Here is an 18,471-nt window from a genome sequence, read left to right as displayed (position 1 = left end):
CCAAAAGGTACGCGCCACCGGCTACGATCCGTGTCGTGTAGCAGGGCGAAAGGAGTGACGACAGTCGCCAGATCTCTGGTATGCCTGTGCCTCTTCAGCCAAGCCCCTGAGTATGGGAAGGCTCCGCATTCCCATACTCAGGGGCTCACGCTTAAAGGTCTATCAGGCAACCACGACTTTTGCTTTTCTACGGCGGATCAACCCTGCTGTTAACTCGTAGTAGTAGATGGTAGCTGGAGCTGAGCATCGCAAATAGTGCTCCAGAAACCATCTCACGTGCTTTTCTCTCCAGGACCAGGGAGTCGCGCAACCCCAGCGTTCACGAATCACCTCGTGCATCCTTTCTGCTTGCCTGATGTGCCGCTGCTGCGTGGCATGTGCACCTTTGAGCACGGGGCCCAGGAACAACGCTATGTCGAACTCGGCCGTCATCGCCGACCTCCGATGTAGGCACTCACCACATCGATGCGGTTATGTCCCAATTCGTGGCTGATCTGCTGTCGTGCACGCTGATCAAGCTCTAGATCTTCTCGATGAACACGACCGCCATTGACGGGTGCATTCAAGCCAGTCAGTTGCTCATAGCGCTCACAGGCGTAAGCCGCCCGTAGCTCATGAAAGCCTTTCAATCCATGCTCATGCAAGATGTCCCGTGCCGGTCGCACAACTGACTGCATAAACTCTTTGTAGCTCTCGTTGGGGGCCAACAGGTTCCGACTGACACTGGGTGAAGCCTCCCAGGCCCTATCCAAGGCGCCACGAATTTGATCAGTAACCGCGATCCAACGCGGTGCTGACGCGCCTGATCGACCGCCTTTGGTGCCGTCCTGGATGTTGATCTTGTCCAGTTGCCTGGCCTCACGTTGCAGTCGGGGCAGGTCCGCCAAGATCGCTTCACGCAGGCGCATACCAGTATCCCGGGCCAGATGCACAATTGCGGCCACACGTTGCTGACCTCGCTCTGACAGTACGAGTGCGATCAACTCGATCTGAGCACGATCTTGGCCTTGCGGTGCCTCACTACGCACGCTCGAACGATGTAGGCCTAGCGCCTTGCTCGGACTGGGGATTTTGACGTACTGATCACCGCGCAGCGCGGCCATCGTGCGGTTCACGCTCGACAGGCGGTTCTGCGCGGTGGCGATGCCGACGCTGCCCTGATCAACCTCCTCCCGCACGTGGACGGCGTACCGCATGAGAATCTCGCGGTCGATCTGGCGCGCGTCATTGAGTCCCGGTCCTTCATCCGATCGACACCACTGCACGAATGCCTGCCAGCGATCGCTATGGGCTTTGACGGTAGCAAAATGGCCGTCGCCAAACAGATCTTTCAAGGCTTGCGGTCCGGCATAGCTGAGCTGGCGACCGAAGCCGAAATTGCGCCCAGCTCGCTTACCGACCCGAGCCATTGCTCTGCTCCTGATCGACTGCAGCGAGATCATTCAAGAGGGCTCGCCAGTGCGCATTCACGATGGCGAACTGGGCCCAATCAGTCGGGCGAAAATACAGCGAGTTATTCATGACGAAGAGGATCGCACCCTCCTCTTTCAACCTTCGGATGATGGCTGTCGTAGAGGTGATAGTTTTACGGGTGTTGGCGACATCGGCGACAGCGGCGACAACCCTTGCCCTGCCTGGCTTTGAGCGTGGCGACAAAGTGGCGACACCAGCGGCGACAAACCGCGTTTTTGGCTCCTTTTGGCGCAGAGCCAGATGGTTGCGCAGGGCCTCATCAAGATTGAACATGGCGCACCTCGAAGGTGTGGCCGTCGGTGATCAGCCACTGATGATCAATCAACTCGACCAACAGCTTGGCGGCATAGCGACTGCTCTTACGGGCAAAGCGGGGACCATTGCGATTCAGGTCTCTAATACTGAAGCACTTCCAATCCTTGACCTGCAGCCAGCGCAGCAGCCGGTCCGCCTCTTCCTTTACCCGGCATACTGGTTCCTGTTCGGTCAGACGCTGGATCTCGGTGAGGTAGTAGCCAACTAAGGTCGAGGCCCGTTGGATATGGTCGACCTCCACGACACTGCTCTCCTCCACCACGGCCAAAATACCGGCGACTCGCAGCAGGTTGTCGGCGGCCTTCGATCCGCTGGGCCGCACGCTGGCCAGCTCACCAAACTCACCCAACTGGGCTTCGATGGCATCATGCAGATCAATCCAGCGACGGCGGGCCAACGGACTGAGCGTCAGCGGTGATAGCTGCAGAGCACCGTCAGCGGAAAGTGACCAAGGCTGATAAAACAGGGCCGAAAGACGGTGGTGATATCGCTTTATGGTGGCGTCTTTGGACAAGTCGACAGCCTGGTAGCTGCGTTGTCCGGCCAGGCTGGTGGGCCAAGTCATCAGGCAGCGACCGAGAATGCCTTGCCCCTGCAGCAACGGGTCACTGAATAACTGCATGGCCAAGTACGGCTGCAACATCAGGTGCAGGCTCAAGCGCCGGTCATAAGCCCGCAGGCTTTCGCCGACCATGGATCGAGCGCGATCAATTGGGCTGCCGTCCCAGAGTGACGACAAGGTCGTGATCGCTTTCAAACGGTTATCCCGACTCATGGTACTGCTGCCGAGAAACTGTCCTCCTTCATCGCAGAACAACCCCATGCTGGGCAAGTCATGACAGAGCCCCTTGATCAGGGCCTCGATAGTCGGGTCTGTGGTGATCATTCGGGGTGCAGAGGGCTCCGCTTCAAGCGGTACGCCGTTTGCGGAGTCGGGATCAGCAGAGCAGATACGCTGCGCCTGTCGCTGCGCGGCATGGTACCGAGCAAGTTGTTCACGGTAGCGCTGCCACTGTTCACGCTCCCATTGCCGTGCTGGTAGCAAGGCAAATCGGTCCGCCGCCGTCTTGCGATCCCCTGACGCGGCCACAGTGATCAGGTATAGCGACAATGGGTAATTTCTCCCGTCGAGGTATAAGCCCGCATGACCTTGAGTGGCGAGCGCCGAGGCAGCCAACACCGATTGCGCAGCCAGTGCCTGGGGCACACCGATCACTTCGGCCATGCGCGCCACCGCGGGGCCAAGAACTCCACCCAGCGCCTGGACCGGATAGGGATCAGCCACAGGATTCGATTCAATAAGCGGTCGAGGGTGTCGTGGTAGTTCAAGCTTCGGATCTAACTGCTGCATGGGCCCTCTCCTCGGTGATTGCTGGTTGTCCTCACGTAGTCCCGCCACGGCTGTTGAGTGTTATCAGGGATCAAGGCCCCTGCGGCCTGTGAGGTGTTCACTGACGCGGAACGAACGGCTCCTTACGACCGGGAGCGAGGGCATGAACCCATGATCTGGCCTCCTTGGCGCATCCGAAAATGCGGGCGGGCGGAGACTGTGACGACTGACGAGCTCGGCACCTGGAGATCATGGGTGGGAGAAGGCAAAGACATGGACACCTGGGGCATGCCTGACTGTCAGTCAGGTGCAGCTCGTCCATGAGCTGCGGCACCGATGCCTGTGTCGTTGTGGATGGCGACGAATCGGAGTTGTCAGGCCGATTGTCACGAGGAGAGTTGCAGCAGTGCCTTGTACGACGAGGCTTGCAACAGTGGTTCGAGCGCCCGTCTCTTTTCAGCAGAAAGAGACGGGCGTGGTCTGGCGCAGCGAAGTGTGCCGAAAGGTGAGGTTGCTGCAGCGCAGAGAGGAAGTTCCATCGTCTGCCGCAGTGGGCAGATAAGTCGAGTAGGCATCCATCACTCTTAAGGAGTGACCGTGCGAGCCGCCGGACGCTAATCGCACTTCGGGAGAACCACCATGCAAGTGGCGTAGCCTTGAAGGTTCTGGCTACCTGGGCTGGTGCTGTCAACGACAGCGGTCCGTGCGTCAATTTTTATACCCACTCGAAAAGACGGTCAAGCGTTACGGGCAAAGCGTGCAAAAAGTGGCGACTGTCGCCACTTATGTCGCCATGCTCCAGGCCCCGTTCTGTATGGGTTGTCGCCGTTGTCGCCGGTGTCGCCATCTCTCCAGCCATAGCCCTACGACAAGCTCTGCTTTGACGTTGAAACTGCGTTGCGCTCGATAGAGATCGAGGGCAATTACTCGGGTAAAAGATGTGGCGCTAATCAAATTTGAAATAGGAGGGTGGAACGAGGCGGCTTCGAGAAAAAGCGAGTGAACCCTCCGATCGGCGCGATCAAAGATCGCTGGATCGGAGGGTTTGGCGGGAAAAGCAAATCTCAAACGTCAAGTACAGCCTCAAGCATCAAAGTTGGCTGATTGAGAGGTGGCGGCTTCACGCCGCATGATCAGTGTCTGCTGCAAGCGCAGCAGAAAACCGGCCTCAAACGCTTCCTGAGAATCCCCTGGGCGATGACGCTTTCGGCTCTGCGCCAGTGCCCACCATAACGGCAGTGATGAGCCGTCAAGCCAAGTCTCCGCACAACGAACGCCGTCCTCAATCATTGGGCCGAATTCATTGCCCCATGGGGTCCGGATACCAGGACAACCTTCAACAGACGGGATAGAAAAGTACTCACCGATCTGCTGATGAACGCGCTGAGCGGGGATGCCGGTCAGATATCGAAACGCTTTGTCGAACAACACTGCGGCATCATCCAGCAGCTCTACAGCCAGCTCAACGTCCTGCGGAAAATGAAGCAGGATGCTTTGTGCTCCATTAAGCCGAAGAGTGGCAGCCTGTCGAAGTTTAACTGCGGCATCTTCAGGGGTAAGCGATGCCGTATCGATGGTGTTGGGTTTGGGGAGGCCGATTAGAAGCGAGAGATCAAACATCTCGGAATCCTCCGAGATAGTTTGCAGAACGAAACAAACGGCCAGGGCGGCGCACGAGCTTAAAAGGGGGACAGGTCATTTTCCTTATCTCCTCGGACAGTTAAGGAGCCATCCACCCAACCGTTCTGACACGAAATGGGTGGCGGACCGTACGGGGGTCAGAAACCGGCGTCCGAGGGAACCGGCCAGGCCGAAGCCTGCCCCGCACGGACCGCCATAGAAAAGCAGCAGCTAAGCCTCTGTAAGCACTTATTCGCTGGCTATGGCGCTATGCGCCTCGAACAATTCAGGTTCTGACACCCGGCCACGGGATTGACCGCGACGGGGCAAAGCGTAAATGTGAAGCCGCAACAACACAAGCATGCAGCATCAATAAACTCAGCACCCAAATGGAAGCTGCCGGCCAGACACTAACGCTCGCCAATAGCAGGATGGCTCTGCCAATACAGATCTGATCCAGCAACTCTTTACTATAACTCCCGGTCACGCTGATAGAATCAGTATCGCTATACATGACACACTTCTGAGAAATGATATGAATACAGAGTTGACGGAAGAAGAGATGCGTCGTGCGCTATTCGGTGGGCCTGAATCCCCTGCCCCGGCAATTAACTCACACGCGCAAGACACCGTACGGGATGTCGCGATCGTGCAACCGGTAAAGGTAGCGAAAAAACAGAAAGCCTCAAAAGGCTTCACACCCAGGCTGAGAGTCACGCTGCGAGTCGGAAATGAATTTGAAGGCAAGACGCACGAGATCGTACATGAGGCCGATACGCTGAGCTCCCTAGTCGCGGAGCAAGAAGCTACTAGGACGGCCAGAAAAAAATTTAGATTTGTGGAAGTGGTATCGGTCAAGTCTATGTAAGTGGCCCTATCACTTGGCTCACTCACCAGGCATTAAACCACCTTCAGTTACCGCGAGTCACCCGTCCTACCGGCTTGTGTTGACTGAGGCCTCAAACTGCAGGTGCAGTAATCGTATCGCGACCTAGCTCCAACACTATTACTCAATTAAAAATCTCAATACTTAACAGCCCACCAGTCAAAGCTTCGTAGCTTTTAAATTTTTGAATCAATCGAAACTTCAGTCTCAACATGTGCCGCAATTCTGTTAGCAATTTCAGTATATAATTGCACATCTTCGCCTTCTGAAGAAATTGAGATAATGAGACTGTAACGAGCATTAGATCGATATCTATTCAAATGCGCTCTGTAACGCCACCATCCCGACACAGGATAAATGGCTATTTTATCTCTGGCGGCCAAATCAATCGCATGGCCAATCCAAACATCGCTATGTACTGAACCTGCCGCAACGCTTTTTGATCCGAAAGTCCAGTTGCTATCGACTTCCGCTGGCTGAGGTTTTATTTCTGCTTTTTCAAGTTTGTTTATTCGATGTCTGAAATCAGAGTCAGTATCTGATTTTTTCTTCAGTTCAAAACGAAGACCGTATGACTGATATCGGGCGGGTACAACCTGCGCCATCTCGCCGGGACTGGGCTCAATAAAATATGATAGCGTGATCTTCAGCTGTACCTCCCGGTTTTCCAATCGTTCAAGCTCGCTTTTTGGCCATGGAAGATTGTAATAATGAACCTCGTTAAACGATGGAGCCCCGACCTCTCGCCCTTTATCATTCACGTCTTTTTTGAAGGGCTGAATATACGCCTCGGAAATTAATGCGAGATCATTTTGCGCAGATGCAAGAGCACGCTCTAGCTGCGGTACACCATACCCAAACTGGCGTGCAAGCATAATGCATTCTTTTTTTGTTTTTCCCCGAAGCTTGGCTAGCATTGCCGGAGTCCACTGGGCACTATGAATAATAAGAGCCCTTATAGTTTCTGGCCAAAGATCTGGAAACCGCGCCATAATCTCCGCTGCGAGGCCCGCAGCTTGCGCGGTCGCAGAGCTAGTAGCCCAAAACTCTTCAATGGGATTTTTTGTGAAGTTCTTCCCAGTAGTCAGTATAGAAAGTGCTGGCACGCCAGATAGTAGTTCCCGTCCATCAGGGCTAATAGCTTTGTTTCCTGCCTCAAATACAATTTCTGGCTTAATTGGGCTTCGTGAATGCTCCCAGTCTGTACTTATACGACTATAAGGGCTATGGTCGCCGACCTCAGCAAGAGTTCTCCAACCATCCATTTTCGGTTGTTCAGACAGATCTATCTTGTCTGTAAAACCACCAACAGCAATAGCATTCCATGACTGGCCTGGGTCTTCTATTGGGAACTCATCAAGATCAGAGACATCATCTGGATTCGATGAGTCTGGGATATTTCCTGCTGAAAGAATGAATAACCGTTTAGGGCCTGACCGGTCGTCATCTTCGTTATCGAAGTCACCAAGCATCGAGCCTGAGCAAATCTGGTCAATTGCGGAGCTCCATGTTGTTGGCCGCTCGCCGGATACATCCTCGTTGGAGATTGCCATGCAAAAGACACGCTTTCGACCTGGTGCCCGAGCTTCCGCAAGGGCAACAGCTGCCTGAGTGATAACGCCATAACTGGACGGCTCGTTTCTTGACCAGTTAGGTGGAGGAATAAATTTTACAGATTCTAACCGCGTGTTTAAGCCTATATTTCGTTGATCCGCCAAGGCAAATGTGAGATCGCCATACAGCGCAGCGCCGGCCATATTGGTCCCATGGCCGTGATGGTCATCACTTCCCCAGTCCGGATGTATAGCCTGGCAATCTTCTGATGCTAAAGCGTATTGGAGGAGAGGATGAGCTTGATTCACCCCGTTATCAAGTACGCATACCGCTGGACAATTGATGGCGGGGGGGACTACTCGAGTTACCAAATCAGCAATCCAGCTTTCTCTTTCCGCAGAGGTTAATCTTGTAAAAAAGTAGGGGTTGTCCGTTGCTTTTCGTAGTTCTTCAATTGCGTCAGTGTTGCTAATGAGTATGCTCATCTCAAGTGGATTAGCATAAACCAATAAAATCTCCGTATCTGGAAATCTCAACGCCGCTTCGTTTACGCGTAGCTTTAACTTATGAGCCACTCTGCGAAGTTTCTCTGACCTGGAAGATACACACCAACATTCCCACCACAAATTATTCGACATATCCCGGGGGAAGGATCGCGAGTCTGTCCAAAGACTTTCGATATCGCCTATCGTAAAATTTTCGACTGGCGCAAACTTCAACTCATTTTTTGCTTTTCCTGACTCGACTGTTTCTTCAGCGTACTCCTGAACCTTTAAGGTTAGAAACTCTACGGCGTCTTCGGGGACATATAGAGCGCCAATAATTTCGCCATCGTCAGCTACTCTCAATGCCGAAAACCTTATATCCTGACTTTTCCAATTCAGATCCGGAATGGCCGAGTCGGCAGAGATTAAAACCTCCAGATATATTGCCGGACAGCTTTCACTTATATCAGAGCTATAAAAACCATTATTTCCAGCTGCAGCCTGGAAAGCTAAAGCTAGTTTGTCGCGAAGCTTTTTACCATGAGAGACTCCCCGACTGGACGTCATGCCACTTAAGTCTTTATTAGGCCGTTGATAAAGGTGGTCACTCTGAAAGCCTTCGACGCGGAAATGTGGAAGGCTATAGTGTAAGGCCTTAGTCGCATCGTCCATAATTCTACGCCTCCTGCCTGCACTCACTATTTAGTTAGGGGTCAACCCAGACATAGTTTCTCTAAGAGCATGACGTTCTTTAAGGGCATTTATTATTATTTCGGCTGAGACCTGTTTCATATCTCCCAGAATCATGCCCTTTATAACTTCACTTGCTGCCCTGCTGAGCTCGGCCTGACTTAAGCCTGTAGCTTCATCAACAATTTTCCCCCAAGAAAAACGCTTGGGCAAGTGAGAACATAAAAAAGAACTCAGCACTGCTTTGATGCCGTCCGAATCGGGAAGATCATACTCTAATATGTCATCGAATCTACGAAATAACGCGCGATCTAAAAGCTCTGGGTGATTAGTTGTAGCAACTACAAGACTATCCGTACTATTTGACTCCTCAAGAAATTGCAGGAAAGAGTTCAGCACCCTCCGCATTTCTCCAACATCATTGTCCGCGTTGCGGCGCCCACCGATAGCATCAAACTCATCAAACAGATAAACAGCACGAACAGATGCGATCTGATCGAAAATCAAACGTAACTTAGAAGCAGTCTCACCCATGAATCGTGTAATAACCGTTTCGAGCCGAATTGTAAAAAGCGGTAATTGCAGCTCGCCAGCCAATATCGAAGCAGTCAACGTCTTACCCGATCCGGGCGGTCCCACGAGAAGCAAACGAGAGCTAGGTGGAAGACCGTGATGTCGCAATCGGTCACGCTGCCTTTGTTGATGAATCAACCGTTTTAACCGATCCCGCATAGAGTCTTGTAAGATCAAGTCTTGAATTTGCGTTTTTGGGTATGAAACAGACAGGAGATTCTCGAGATCGCCTCGAGGTTTGGAGATTGGAATCGCAACTTCGCTTCCTACGCGACCAGACACACTTCGGATAGAAGTTTTACGTTTGCGTGCGGCATCCACTAGGGTCTTCAACTCGTCTGCGACTTCCTGACGGCCACGACGTGCTTCCGCGGCCGCAACTTGGAGAGCGATCGAGAGGAATTGCTCCTCGTCCCCCTGATTGTGGCTGCTGAGCAGTGCGATAATTTGTCGGGCCGTAGCCATAGGAGCGTCTTCCCTGTCCGGTCTATGGGCTGCTGCTTGGATTCAACCAGCAGTTTAGACGATCATCTACCCCCAAGCCTACTCACGGTCGTCAGATAAAGCTCTCCTGGAATCTCTCCGGTAAGAAAAGCTGAGAGCTACAGTGTAACAATCTCAGCTTTCACTCATAGGTGCTGGCTAAGATTGAGAGTGGTGGCGCAGATGTGATCCCGCCTAGGTTGCTGATTTTAACTGCTGAGAACTGGTATGGGCCAAGGATTTTCGGCAGCTTGGATCAATCGCGTCATCTCCAACACTTCGATAATAAACACACCGCTCAAGCCGAAAGCAGCCAGGCCTGGCAGTCTGGCTTACAGACGTGGGGCTTGCGACATAGGAAAGCGTCGTCACGCGCGAGGCGCAGTATTCCGGCGTGTCGCTTTCGCAACAGAGGGCTACGAAAATAGGGGCGGCGGGGTTCATTACCGATCAGAGCCCACCTAAAGAGGGTACCTGCCGTGCTGCTCATTGTGCACGCGTACTGAGCCATATTTAAAGGTTGAGCGCATTACAATGTCGGAAGGTGGTGTTATAGATCGGGGGTTTTTTACTTCGATAGGGTTGCAGTGCGAAGATTCCAAGCTCCCATTCGTCCCAGGATATGACCGGTTTAGCAAAAATCGATAATTTACTCGACACTCACACTCGACTTCATATTAGTCCCTAGCTAGAGCCTTTTCATATTCGGAAAGAGTTTATTTACGATCCCGGCAATATAAGCACGGCATGGTAGAAGCGTGCCTTAGTATCATTTTATGAGCAGAAAATCTCTGACGGGAGACGTATTGCGTTTACAAGTTCATCTACCGACGTCAAAATTCGGTGGCAGCTTTCAGTGATCATGGGATTGTCGCCAGTGCTAAGTAAAGTTCGGTCGTCAGTTTTTAGTCCAATACATAATTTTCCAAGTGCGTAGCCATACCCTAGCTCAAAAGCGACACCTTCATCTACTGTGCGTCCGTCCAATACTGCAATGATAATGTCAGAGTTCGCTATAGCGTCAACGTCTTTCTTGAAGACGTATTTTTTTGCTAAGTTGAGCGCCATTCCATCTGCTACAAGTTTTGTAAGCAACCCTCCATCTCTCTGTGGTAAAAACACATCAATAAATGGGGCTAGCATTAACTCAATATTTGCATTAAAACTCCGCTCCATTTCGTTGAAAAGAGGTGCGGCTAAGTATGCGCGAGGCTTTCGTGAGACTTTGAAATTAAACATGTCGCTCCATGACCTCTGTCAGATTGGTAGGGTCGTAGGTTTTGAGCAAAACCTTCCTGACAACTCTTTTGGCTATCTGCCCTGGTGTTTGACCTTCAGTATTGAAAATAAATTTCGGACTATATATCTCTTTCAATGCGCTTGTTTGATTATCAAGATAATCTTCTTTTCCAGCCTGTTCTGGCGATCTGCCCCGAGAATAGTTTCTTGATACCAAAGTTGTTCCCTTTGCCTCTAAGAAGATGATTTCTCCATTTTGCCAGTCTCGATGACGCGTAATGATGCTTTTCATGTCAGACGTTTTTTTCTTGTTTTCATCTACGTCTTGGGAGAACGCATACAAATCAAGGGGGCCTCGATCCATGAAATGGAAACCTACCCCTGCCGAATGCATCCGGTTATTTTTTTCCTTTAGTTCGCCATAAACGAAACTGTCTATTTTCTCAGCTTCATCTTTGCTCAATGTTTTAGAGGACCTGTACATTTCAGGGGGCGGTGGTTGCGTCCACTCTTCATGAGTGTCGAAACAGCGAAGATGTTCCAACAAGGACGATTTGCCCGCCGCTACTGGTCCAACTATATAATAGTGCCAGCGAGAACGTCGATCTTCCCCCATCTCGTCAAGTCTGTCGCTAAAGCGACGCTGATCTAAATTCAACAAAGAAAAGAACGACTTCATTTCAGTGGAAGTCAAAAAAATAGTAAAAACGTTATACAGATCAAGATTTGCATTAAATATGTCGGATTGTTGTTCACAACTTAGTGAAAGTCCGTCCTTGATCCAGTGAATCATATAGTGATGGTTTGCGGGGCTTTTATCCCGATTAAGCCGCAGATAATTTTTTAATGAGGCATCAGCTAGCGAGTGACCTACTATTAGCATTGTATTCTGAACAAAACGCATAAAAATATATTCTGCACTAACTCCAGGCGCCCTTGCCATTGCGTCGGCAAACGAGTCTTCCGTAAAAATTAGCTTGGGGCTTCTTTTCTTTAATGAAACTTGAGGCAGTAGTCCGTTGACGTGATATATAGTTGTGTGATTGGGACGATCTAGTAGGGCGGGGCGCCATTCAACAGAGTATGACCGGCTTTGATTGTCACGCGCGGGATTGTAGCTAACGGCCTGTGCCAAAATATCGTCGAAATTAAAGTTGATTACAAAGGACACTTTTTTAGCTAGATCTTTGAGCTCGAACAAGTAGGGATGTTTGACAAATAGCTCTGCTAAGTTCGCAGGAACATCTTTATAGATGGCTTCGTGGATTGAAGCCGCCCAGTCGTGGTTTATTGTCGCTTCTTCGGAGGCGCTGAAATTATCATCTTCAGCATTGCGACGGCGATTATAAATAATTTGGCCTAGATATTCTGGGGTGAGCCCGGCAGTCTTATGAGCTATATAGTCACCTGCCAATGCGGAAGGTGTTGCAGCGAGACGCTCGAGTAATCCATACCAGTTGGGGACTCCAGCATCGATTGAAATTCCTGCTCCCGTCACAAGATTCAACCGCTGTTGCTGGAGGCGTTGATAGAGATGGCACAGGAAGCGTGGCAATGCGGGTTGGCGAAGAGTCGCTGCAGTCAGGTCGTCCATTACTTGTCGCTCTCTTGCATAGATATTAAGTGGGCTACTGAGCCAAGACCATCTGGTTTATATTTTTTTGCCACATCACGTAGATTCCACAATCCAGATTTGACTATCGGGGGCATGGGAGAATGATGGCCAAGCCAATTGGTTTCAGATGTGTCAATGGTTTCAAAATTTTCTGTGCAAAGCGCTATAAGTTGTGTCTCGATATGAGCCCTCAAGCTATCTTTGGACGGTTCATCATCAACTGGAATGACGAAAACTTCTAGGGTGCTTAGGTACGTACTAACCTTTCGCTCAAGCTCAACTTCCTCCTCGCGGATTTCGGCTGGCGCGTGCTGGCCTTCTCCCCAAGACTCTTTCTGAAAACTTAACTCTCCAGATTCTAAAAGGGCTCTGCCCACATGAAGCCGAAAAATAGAACCGCGGTGATTTCCCCCTCCATCCATCTGACCAAAATGGCTTCGTAGCCGAGTTCTTAGAGTGGATTTAGATTCAAAACTGACTGCGTGAGTGCCAATCCGGACAATCCTTGGCCCCTTGCTCAGGAAGTTTTCCTCGCGCGGATCTAAAAAAATGTAAACTCCCCGCTTCGCAAGTTTGCTGTTGGGGAGTTCTGAGAACTTAAAGGTGAGTCCTTTTTTTCTTGCTGTATCAATGTATAGGTATAGCTTTCTCAAGTCTCTGATGCGTATGCTGACTCGCTCGGCTTGCTCCAGCCAAAGCGGTATATTCTCCGGGGGCAACTCCGTGAAAGGAGTTATAATTTTAATGTTATAGTCAGCCTCTGAGTTGCAAGCTATAAGTGGAAGTACGTAATCTTTCTCGGCCAAGATCGTGACTGCCGCGCCATTTCTAAAGGTGGCGATAGACTTTAATACGGACTCTGCCCATAGGATTTTTTTTTGCTCGTCCAAAGTGGAAATTTCAACATCATATGGTTCAACTATTTGATTCGGCTCAAGAAGACCATGTTTCGCTGAAAGCACAAAGAAATTGGCTTCAATATTGGTTGCTATTGCTTTTGAGCGCTTGAATCTCTCTGAGGTATATAAATCCTTAGCGAGTGTAGGAGACTTCTTTTTGTGACGTCCACAACCAATCACGATAATAGGAGGCTTACCATCATCATTTAACAGCGAAGCCAGCGGCTCAAAGGCTGGAAGCGCGAAGAGATCACCCTGAATGCCGTCTTCGATTTTCATTTTTTCCACACGATGGTGTCAGCTTTCTAGGATTTTAGCGGATTACGATTAGCGATTCTACGGGTAACCTCATTACAGGTTGGTTGGTTGATTTGCAATGAAACTTATTAGAATCATCCTACCTCTTCAGGTGCTACCTTGAGCTAGAGTGAGATCCGGGCAGGAATGAGGCGCTCGCATGCTCATCTGACCAGTTCTAGGTCATCGCCGCTGCCCCCTTTGATCCTCACTTTCACCCCGCTAACCTTCCTTGGTAGCTTTCAATCCAGCGGCCAGTTTTGGTCACCTGTAAGAAATCTGAGCTCCCCTCGAACAATGGAGCGTTAGGTAAAAAACAACCCCGATTCTTCCCTTACCACCGACATCAACATCACCTTAGGCACTTGCGGCAATATCCATTCGCCTCTGCTTGCGATACGTGCCTGAGGCACTGGTCGCAGTCTGGGGCCGCGACAAGTTTGGCAGAAGGGCCTGCCTGTTATCTGTTGCCCCGGCAGCCCTTCATGGATGGGAAGCACTCTAGCTAGTGCGGATCTGAACAGTTGCCGGAGCAAATATAGGTGGACGGTCAGATGGAGTGCAATTTCGCTATGTATTCCAGCTGGTATTCCAACCAAAAATAAAAACGGATATTAACTATAAAAATCAATATGATAAGAACGAGATTCAGATTACCCCGGCCCACCAAACAAGCTAGACAAGAAAGGCACTAGGCGATTCTCGCAAGCGCCTTTCTTGTGCCTGAATGAACAGCTCTGGCTCGTCCATGCCAGCCCAACTGCGTCACTCCCCTGACATACGCCTGACACGCCACCAACGCGATTACTTCTTGGTCGCCGGCGTCTACGATGCCGATCATCGGTTTTGTTCAGTTCTACCTCGCAACAACGAATCGCACTGCTAGCCTCCTTGCTCAGCACCAACCCACACAAGGAGAAACAAAAATGCCAGATGATCTCACCAAACGTCGGCCCCAGGACTCATCAAAAATCAACGTACATGAACCCTATGAGTTGAATTATTGGTCTGATCACTTCGGTGTATCAAAGGAGAAGATCAAGGATGCAGTCAGGGTAGTTGGTGTCATGGTCGACAAAGTAAAAGCTTATTTAGGTAAGTGATTACCTGAGCGGAGGACCGTCAGGTCTTCCGCTTTGTCATCGACAAACAGCCGTAGTGGAAAACAACTCGCGCTCACAGCCGATCCAAACCTGCGCTCTACCAGCAATTTTTCCAAGACCTACACTTTTACTGGTCCAGCAGACTGTTATCTCTTTCTGCACATCTCAACGTCACCCAGGGCTTTCAAATCAGTTGCAATACCGAACCTATATCTGTAGTAGTCCATGATTTATTTTCGCTCCTCCTCTATGAGGTGTTCGACTTTCCTTATCTCTCCATCATTGGCGTGGATATTGTAAAACTTCGCCTGAAAGACCGGGCGTTTCTTGTAAAATAGAATCTCCTCAAGGCCACATCTTCCAGAGCTTCGTAGTAGCCGATATAAAGAACAAGGCCAGTAACGCCAGCACTGTGGTGATCAATAGCTTTTTCATTCTTTCGGCGCTGGTGGAGTCATCAGTTTAGTTTTGGCTCTAATATTTCTAACCAATTCCACCCCGATATTCCCAGAGCAGATCTTTCCTTCCGAGGATTGGGTTTCTTTTCGACTTTGAAAAAACGATTGCCCAGAATCTTTCGTACACACAAAGCAGACATTCCTTACAGCCTTTAAGCCCTCAATGAACTGACGCAATTAAAAACGCTGAGATAACCTTAAATAGTCGCGAATACCAGCGACCGGCTTTGACAGGCCAAAAAAGTGTAACCTTCCGCACCGCCCCAAAAGACGGCATGCTTTCGCTCGCGCAGTTCTCTATGGCGGCTGTGCGTGGGGCATCCTTGGATGCGCCGGGTTCCTACACTTCCGGTCTGTCAACCCGCGTACAGCTGCCACCCAATCCTGTTTGACAGCAGGGAGTGGCCGCTTCTTTCGACAGTGTAGGAACTTGACCATGAAGAAGATCACGCCCAATCCGCCCTGCCCCAGCGCCTCCGATTTTTTCGCGAGCCTCGTGTTTTCAGAACCTTCAAAACTGGACGCCATCAGCCAGCCAATGCTCGACGTCAAGTCAGCAGCGCAGGACGGAGACTCGCATTCACTCTTTGTCCTGACACCCAACATCGATACGGAAACGCTGTTGGTGCATACCCGCGAGAACCTTGCCTCGCTCAATGCGCTGAGCGACGACCTGATCGCCGGACTCGGAGGCCAGCAGCGCAGCAAAGCTCTGGCAATCCAACAGTTCGTCATGCTGAGCGAGTTGTTGATAAACAGGGCTCTCGAACAGGTTGCCCCGTCTCATTCAACACCTGCTCATGCAGCCTGAATGGAGAAGACGCCATGGTCCGCTACATGCCCATCACTGGCCTGGACTGCACGATCCCAGCCTTGCTTATCGATACGGAAGCTCCTCTGGACGTGCTGCATGAAAACGCGGCCTATCGCATCCGTTGCGCCACCCAACTGCTAGAGCAACTGGCGACAGACAACACTCTGCAAAGCAATGCAGTCACCGTGAACGAACTGGCGCAGTTGTTAGTGATCCCCCTGCGCGATGGTTGTGACCTGCTGGATATCATCGGGCGACGTTTACAAGCCGAGGTTCTCTCGACGTAAGTAAATAGGGCGGCTTCCGAGCCGCCCGCTTTCATCAAGACAGCCCCCATTTTCTCCCCCCACACACCTATCGCCCTCCAAAAAGCACCTTCAACTCCACCCCCTCCGCCATCGCCTTATTACCCGCATCCCCCGGATGCAGGTGATCTCCCGAATCGATCTGCGGTAACAACCGAGTTGGATGCCGCGGATCGCGGGTCATCTGATCAAAGTCGATCACCGCATCAAATGCCTGGCTGGTGCGTATCCACTGGTTGAGCGCCTGGCGCAGTTGTTCCTTTGGGGCGCTGTGGTAGTGCTCGATGATGCTGCCCTGCAGGGCGCCTTCGAAGGGCAGCAGGGTGGTGCCGATGATGCGGAGGTTGTGGCGATGCGTCTGGTCGATCAGTTGTCGATAGCCGGCGATCAGCTTTTCCAGCGACGGCAAGGGTGCGTTCGGCGCGAAGGCGGTGCCGGGCCAGCTGATGTCGTTGATGCCCAGCATCAGCACTACGGTTTTCACTCCGGGTTTGCCCAGCACGTCGCGCTCGAAACGCGCCAGTGCACTGGCGCCCATGCCGTCTTCGAGCAGGCGGGCGCCGGATATGCCGCCGTTGAGCACCGCGACGTTCTCTCTGGCCAGGCGCTGGGCGAGGAAGTCGGGCCAGCGTCGGTTGCTGTCCAGGGTCGAGCCGTTGCCGTCGGTAATGGAGTCGCCGAGTACCACCAACGCACGGCTGTCGAGCGGGGCGTCTACCAGGATGTCGCTGAGGAACAGCCGCGCCTCCACCTGTTCCTTGCCTTCCAGCCGCTGCGCGTTGACCTGGTTGCCCGGGCTGATAAACGCGGTTTGCTTGCCGTCCCAATGGAAGGTGGTCAAGGGCGTGCGCTGCGGCAGGTACAGCGAGACCACCAGTTCATCCAGGTCCGATACCGCCAGCGCCACAGGGTCACTGGTCCGGGTTTCGCCCGGCGCGAGGCTGACCTGCTCTTGGCCGCCGAACTTCAGCACCTGCCCGGCGCCCTCCGGGGCAGCGACCCGCGCGGCCCCGATCAGCAGTGGCTGCTGGCCATACTCGTTGGAAACCACCACCCGTACCTGGCTGCCACCAACGCTGACGCGCAGCTTCTGGTGAATAGTGCTGTCGGCCAGGGCCTCGGGAATCCGCGTGGGCAGCGGCAACTCGTTGCCCCAGGTCGGTTGCGGGCTGGCCATCCAGGTGGTGAGCCAGTTGTCCTGGGCCAGGGCAGGACCTGCGGCAAGCAGGGCCGTGACTATCAGTGGTAGGGAAAATCTTGAGTGCAGGGCTTTCATCCGGGTAGCTCCTTGACGCAGTAAGGCTGAGGCGAGCCAGATTGCCCCATTCGAAATAACCGTGATAGAAGGCATAACTTCATACAGCCCATTCCGATATCGAATACCCCATGGACAGCCTCAAAGCGATGCACTGCTTCGTCCGCGCCGTCGAGCTGGGCAGCCTTTCCTCCGCCGCCCGGGAGCTGGGCAGCACGCAACCCACCGTCAGCAAGCTGGTGGCGGCCCTGGAAAAGCAGTTGGGTACCCGCCTGCTCACCCGCGGCACCAGCGGGCTAACGCCCACCGAACAAGGCAAGCGTTTCTACGAGCGGGCGAAAGCCGTGCTGGAGGAATATAGCGAAGCAGTGGCCGAAGTACGCGGCCTGACCGAGCGCCCCGAGGGCGTGCTGCGGGTCAATGTGCCGGTGAGCCTGGGGGTGTTACACCTGAATGCATTGCTGCTGGCGTTCATGGCGCAATACCCGGACATCGAGGTGGAGCTGATCCTCAACGATCGCTTCGTCGACCTCACCGAGGAGAACGTCGACCTGGCTCTGCGTCTCGGTGGTGACTTGCCGCCAAACGCCATCGCCCGGCGCATCGCAACGTCGCCACGCTACCTGGTGGCGGCGCCGGAGTACCTGCGCCAGCATGCGCCCTTGAACAGCCCGGCCGACCTGAGCGCACACAACTTCCTGCGCTTCGCCTGGCTGGCGGCGGGCGACCGCCTGGAGCTGAGCGGCCCGAGCGGCGAAAAGGTCAGCGTCACCGCCCAAGGGCGCTACCGGAGCAACAGCTCATTGGCCATTCGCGACGGCGTACTGCAAGGTGCCGGGCTCTGTATCACCCCGGCCTGGCTGGTCAGCGACCTGCTGGAAAGCGGGCAGCTGGTGCGGGTCCTGCCCGACTGGAGCGGGCCACCCAACGAGGCCTTCCTGATCTACCCCGAGCGCCGCTACCGGCCCCTACGCGTGCGCTTGCTCATGGAATATCTGGCCGAACGGGTACCGCAGCTACCCGGCTTCATTGCCTGACCCGATAAACATCGATACCCGCCCCGGACACGATCAATGG

At 52.5% G+C, this 18,471-nt stretch carries 16 protein-coding genes; 5 read left to right on the top strand and 11 right to left on the bottom strand.

The features are described 5' to 3' along the window. Window positions 1-162: 162 nt before the first annotated feature. The 5 genes from C4K38_RS32495 to C4K38_RS04115 all read right to left on the bottom strand — a co-directional run bounded on the left by C4K38_RS32495 (window position 163) and on the right by C4K38_RS04115 (window position 4,738). Entirely contained in the window at window positions 163-432 is a 270-nt protein-coding gene (locus tag C4K38_RS32495; RefSeq protein ID WP_053277391.1) for a hypothetical protein, read from the bottom strand. Further along, the gene (locus tag C4K38_RS04130; protein ID WP_053277390.1) at window positions 429-1,409 is read right to left on the bottom strand and encodes an integrase domain-containing protein; all 981 of its coding nucleotides are present in this window, start codon (window positions 1,407-1,409) and stop codon (window positions 429-431) included. The genes C4K38_RS32495 and C4K38_RS04130 overlap by 4 nt, the downstream gene beginning before the upstream one ends. Beyond that, window positions 1,393-1,746 carry a hypothetical protein gene (locus C4K38_RS04125; RefSeq protein ID WP_053277389.1) on the bottom strand — a complete coding sequence of 118 codons (354 nt, stop codon included), beginning with the start codon at window positions 1,744-1,746 and terminating at the stop codon, window positions 1,393-1,395. The genes C4K38_RS04130 and C4K38_RS04125 overlap by 17 nt, the downstream gene beginning before the upstream one ends. Further along, window positions 1,733-3,139, bottom strand: coding sequence for a YfjI family protein (locus tag C4K38_RS04120; RefSeq protein ID WP_053277388.1), 1,407 nt, complete (start codon window positions 3,137-3,139; stop codon window positions 1,733-1,735). Before C4K38_RS04120 ends, C4K38_RS04125 begins: the two co-directional genes overlap by 14 nt. A 1,062-nt stretch (window positions 3,140-4,201) precedes the next feature. Next, window positions 4,202-4,738, bottom strand: coding sequence for a LasR-specific antiactivator QslA (locus C4K38_RS04115; RefSeq protein WP_053277387.1), 537 nt, complete (start codon window positions 4,736-4,738; stop codon window positions 4,202-4,204). A 535-nt stretch (window positions 4,739-5,273) separates the two neighbouring features. On the opposite strand from C4K38_RS04115, the gene C4K38_RS04110 reads away from it, so the two are divergent. Then, entirely contained in the window at window positions 5,274-5,606 is a 333-nt protein-coding gene (locus tag C4K38_RS04110) for a hypothetical protein (RefSeq protein WP_053277386.1), read from the top strand. Window positions 5,607-5,800: 194 nt separating this feature from the next. On the opposite strand, the gene C4K38_RS04105 is transcribed toward C4K38_RS04110, so the two are convergent. The 5 genes from C4K38_RS04105 to C4K38_RS04085 form a co-directional block, all read right to left on the bottom strand. Then, the gene (locus tag C4K38_RS04105; protein ID WP_081001424.1) at window positions 5,801-8,335 is read right to left on the bottom strand and encodes a S8 family peptidase; all 2,535 of its coding nucleotides are present in this window, start codon (window positions 8,333-8,335) and stop codon (window positions 5,801-5,803) included. Window positions 8,336-8,365: 30 nt separating this feature from the next. Further along, a complete protein-coding gene (locus C4K38_RS04100; RefSeq protein WP_053277384.1) occupies window positions 8,366-9,391 on the bottom strand; it encodes an AAA family ATPase in 1,026 nt (341 codons plus the stop codon). Window positions 9,392-10,183: 792 nt separating this feature from the next. Then, window positions 10,184-10,648, bottom strand: a complete 465-nt coding sequence (locus C4K38_RS04095; protein ID WP_053277383.1) for a nucleoside 2-deoxyribosyltransferase — start codon at window positions 10,646-10,648, stop codon at window positions 10,184-10,186. Next, window positions 10,641-12,242 (bottom strand): SIR2 family protein, encoded by a 1,602-nt coding sequence (locus tag C4K38_RS04090; RefSeq protein ID WP_081001423.1) that lies wholly within the window; start codon window positions 12,240-12,242, stop codon window positions 10,641-10,643. Before C4K38_RS04090 ends, C4K38_RS04095 begins: the two co-directional genes overlap by 8 nt. Further along, window positions 12,242-13,441 (bottom strand): GIY-YIG domain-containing protein, encoded by a 1,200-nt coding sequence (locus tag C4K38_RS04085; RefSeq protein ID WP_124345256.1) that lies wholly within the window; start codon window positions 13,439-13,441, stop codon window positions 12,242-12,244. Before C4K38_RS04085 ends, C4K38_RS04090 begins: the two co-directional genes overlap by 1 nt. A gap of 848 nt (window positions 13,442-14,289) precedes the next feature. On the opposite strand from C4K38_RS04085, the gene C4K38_RS32490 reads away from it, so the two are divergent. From C4K38_RS32490 to C4K38_RS04060, 3 genes are all read left to right on the top strand, one after another. Continuing rightward, a complete protein-coding gene (locus tag C4K38_RS32490) occupies window positions 14,290-14,562 on the top strand; it encodes a DUF3606 domain-containing protein (protein ID WP_231998572.1) in 273 nt (90 codons plus the stop codon). A gap of 894 nt (window positions 14,563-15,456) precedes the next feature. Beyond that, the gene (locus tag C4K38_RS04065) at window positions 15,457-15,831 is read left to right on the top strand and encodes a DUF6124 family protein (protein WP_053277382.1); all 375 of its coding nucleotides are present in this window, start codon (window positions 15,457-15,459) and stop codon (window positions 15,829-15,831) included. A 14-nt stretch (window positions 15,832-15,845) separates the two neighbouring features. After that, complete coding sequence (locus C4K38_RS04060; RefSeq protein WP_053277381.1) at window positions 15,846-16,121, top strand: hypothetical protein; 276 nt, start codon at window positions 15,846-15,848, stop codon at window positions 16,119-16,121. 67 nt (window positions 16,122-16,188) lie between these two features. Here the strand turns inward: C4K38_RS04060 and C4K38_RS04055 are convergent, their stop codons facing one another. Beyond that, window positions 16,189-17,415: an SGNH/GDSL hydrolase family protein gene (locus tag C4K38_RS04055; protein ID WP_053277380.1), complete on the bottom strand. Its 1,227-nt coding sequence runs from the start codon at window positions 17,413-17,415 to the stop codon at window positions 16,189-16,191. Between the two features lie 110 nt (window positions 17,416-17,525). Here C4K38_RS04055 and C4K38_RS04050 point away from each other — a divergent pair, with 110 nt between their 5' ends. Next, a complete protein-coding gene (locus C4K38_RS04050) occupies window positions 17,526-18,431 on the top strand; it encodes a LysR family transcriptional regulator (protein WP_053277379.1) in 906 nt (301 codons plus the stop codon). Window positions 18,432-18,471: the final 40 nt, after the last annotated feature.

Source organism: Pseudomonas chlororaphis subsp. piscium, assembly GCF_003850345.1.
In the GTDB taxonomy this organism is placed as follows: Bacteria; Pseudomonadota; Gammaproteobacteria; order Pseudomonadales; family Pseudomonadaceae; genus Aquipseudomonas; species Aquipseudomonas piscium.
Note: the sequence above shows the minus strand (reverse complement) of the source record. Positions and strands in the feature narration are given on the sequence as shown.

Bases quoted from the DNA above. Each gene is read 5' to 3' on its own strand.
- C4K38_RS04055 (WP_053277380.1), bottom strand. From the start codon at position 17,415: ATGAAAGCCCTGCACTCAAGATTTTCCCTACCACTGATAGTCACGGCC.
- C4K38_RS32490 (WP_231998572.1), top strand. From the start codon at position 14,290: ATGCCGATCATCGGTTTTGTTCAGTTCTACCTCGCAACAACGAATCGC.
- C4K38_RS04060 (WP_053277381.1), top strand. From the start codon at position 15,846: ATGGTCCGCTACATGCCCATCACTGGCCTGGACTGCACGATCCCAGCC.
- C4K38_RS04120 (WP_053277388.1), bottom strand. From the start codon at position 3,139: ATGCAGCAGTTAGATCCGAAGCTTGAACTACCACGACACCCTCGACCG.
- C4K38_RS04130 (WP_053277390.1), bottom strand. From the start codon at position 1,409: ATGGCTCGGGTCGGTAAGCGAGCTGGGCGCAATTTCGGCTTCGGTCGC.
- C4K38_RS04050 (WP_053277379.1), top strand. From the start codon at position 17,526: ATGGACAGCCTCAAAGCGATGCACTGCTTCGTCCGCGCCGTCGAGCTG.
- C4K38_RS32495 (WP_053277391.1), bottom strand. From the start codon at position 432: ATGACGGCCGAGTTCGACATAGCGTTGTTCCTGGGCCCCGTGCTCAAA.
- C4K38_RS04100 (WP_053277384.1), bottom strand. From the start codon at position 9,391: ATGGCTACGGCCCGACAAATTATCGCACTGCTCAGCAGCCACAATCAG.
- C4K38_RS04125 (WP_053277389.1), bottom strand. From the start codon at position 1,746: ATGTTCAATCTTGATGAGGCCCTGCGCAACCATCTGGCTCTGCGCCAA.
- C4K38_RS04065 (WP_053277382.1), top strand. From the start codon at position 15,457: ATGAAGAAGATCACGCCCAATCCGCCCTGCCCCAGCGCCTCCGATTTT.
- C4K38_RS04085 (WP_124345256.1), bottom strand. From the start codon at position 13,441: ATGAAAATCGAAGACGGCATTCAGGGTGATCTCTTCGCGCTTCCAGCC.
- C4K38_RS04115 (WP_053277387.1), bottom strand. From the start codon at position 4,738: ATGTTTGATCTCTCGCTTCTAATCGGCCTCCCCAAACCCAACACCATC.
- C4K38_RS04110 (WP_053277386.1), top strand. From the start codon at position 5,274: ATGAATACAGAGTTGACGGAAGAAGAGATGCGTCGTGCGCTATTCGGT.
- C4K38_RS04090 (WP_081001423.1), bottom strand. From the start codon at position 12,242: ATGGACGACCTGACTGCAGCGACTCTTCGCCAACCCGCATTGCCACGC.
- C4K38_RS04095 (WP_053277383.1), bottom strand. From the start codon at position 10,648: ATGTTTAATTTCAAAGTCTCACGAAAGCCTCGCGCATACTTAGCCGCA.
- C4K38_RS04105 (WP_081001424.1), bottom strand. From the start codon at position 8,335: ATGGACGATGCGACTAAGGCCTTACACTATAGCCTTCCACATTTCCGC.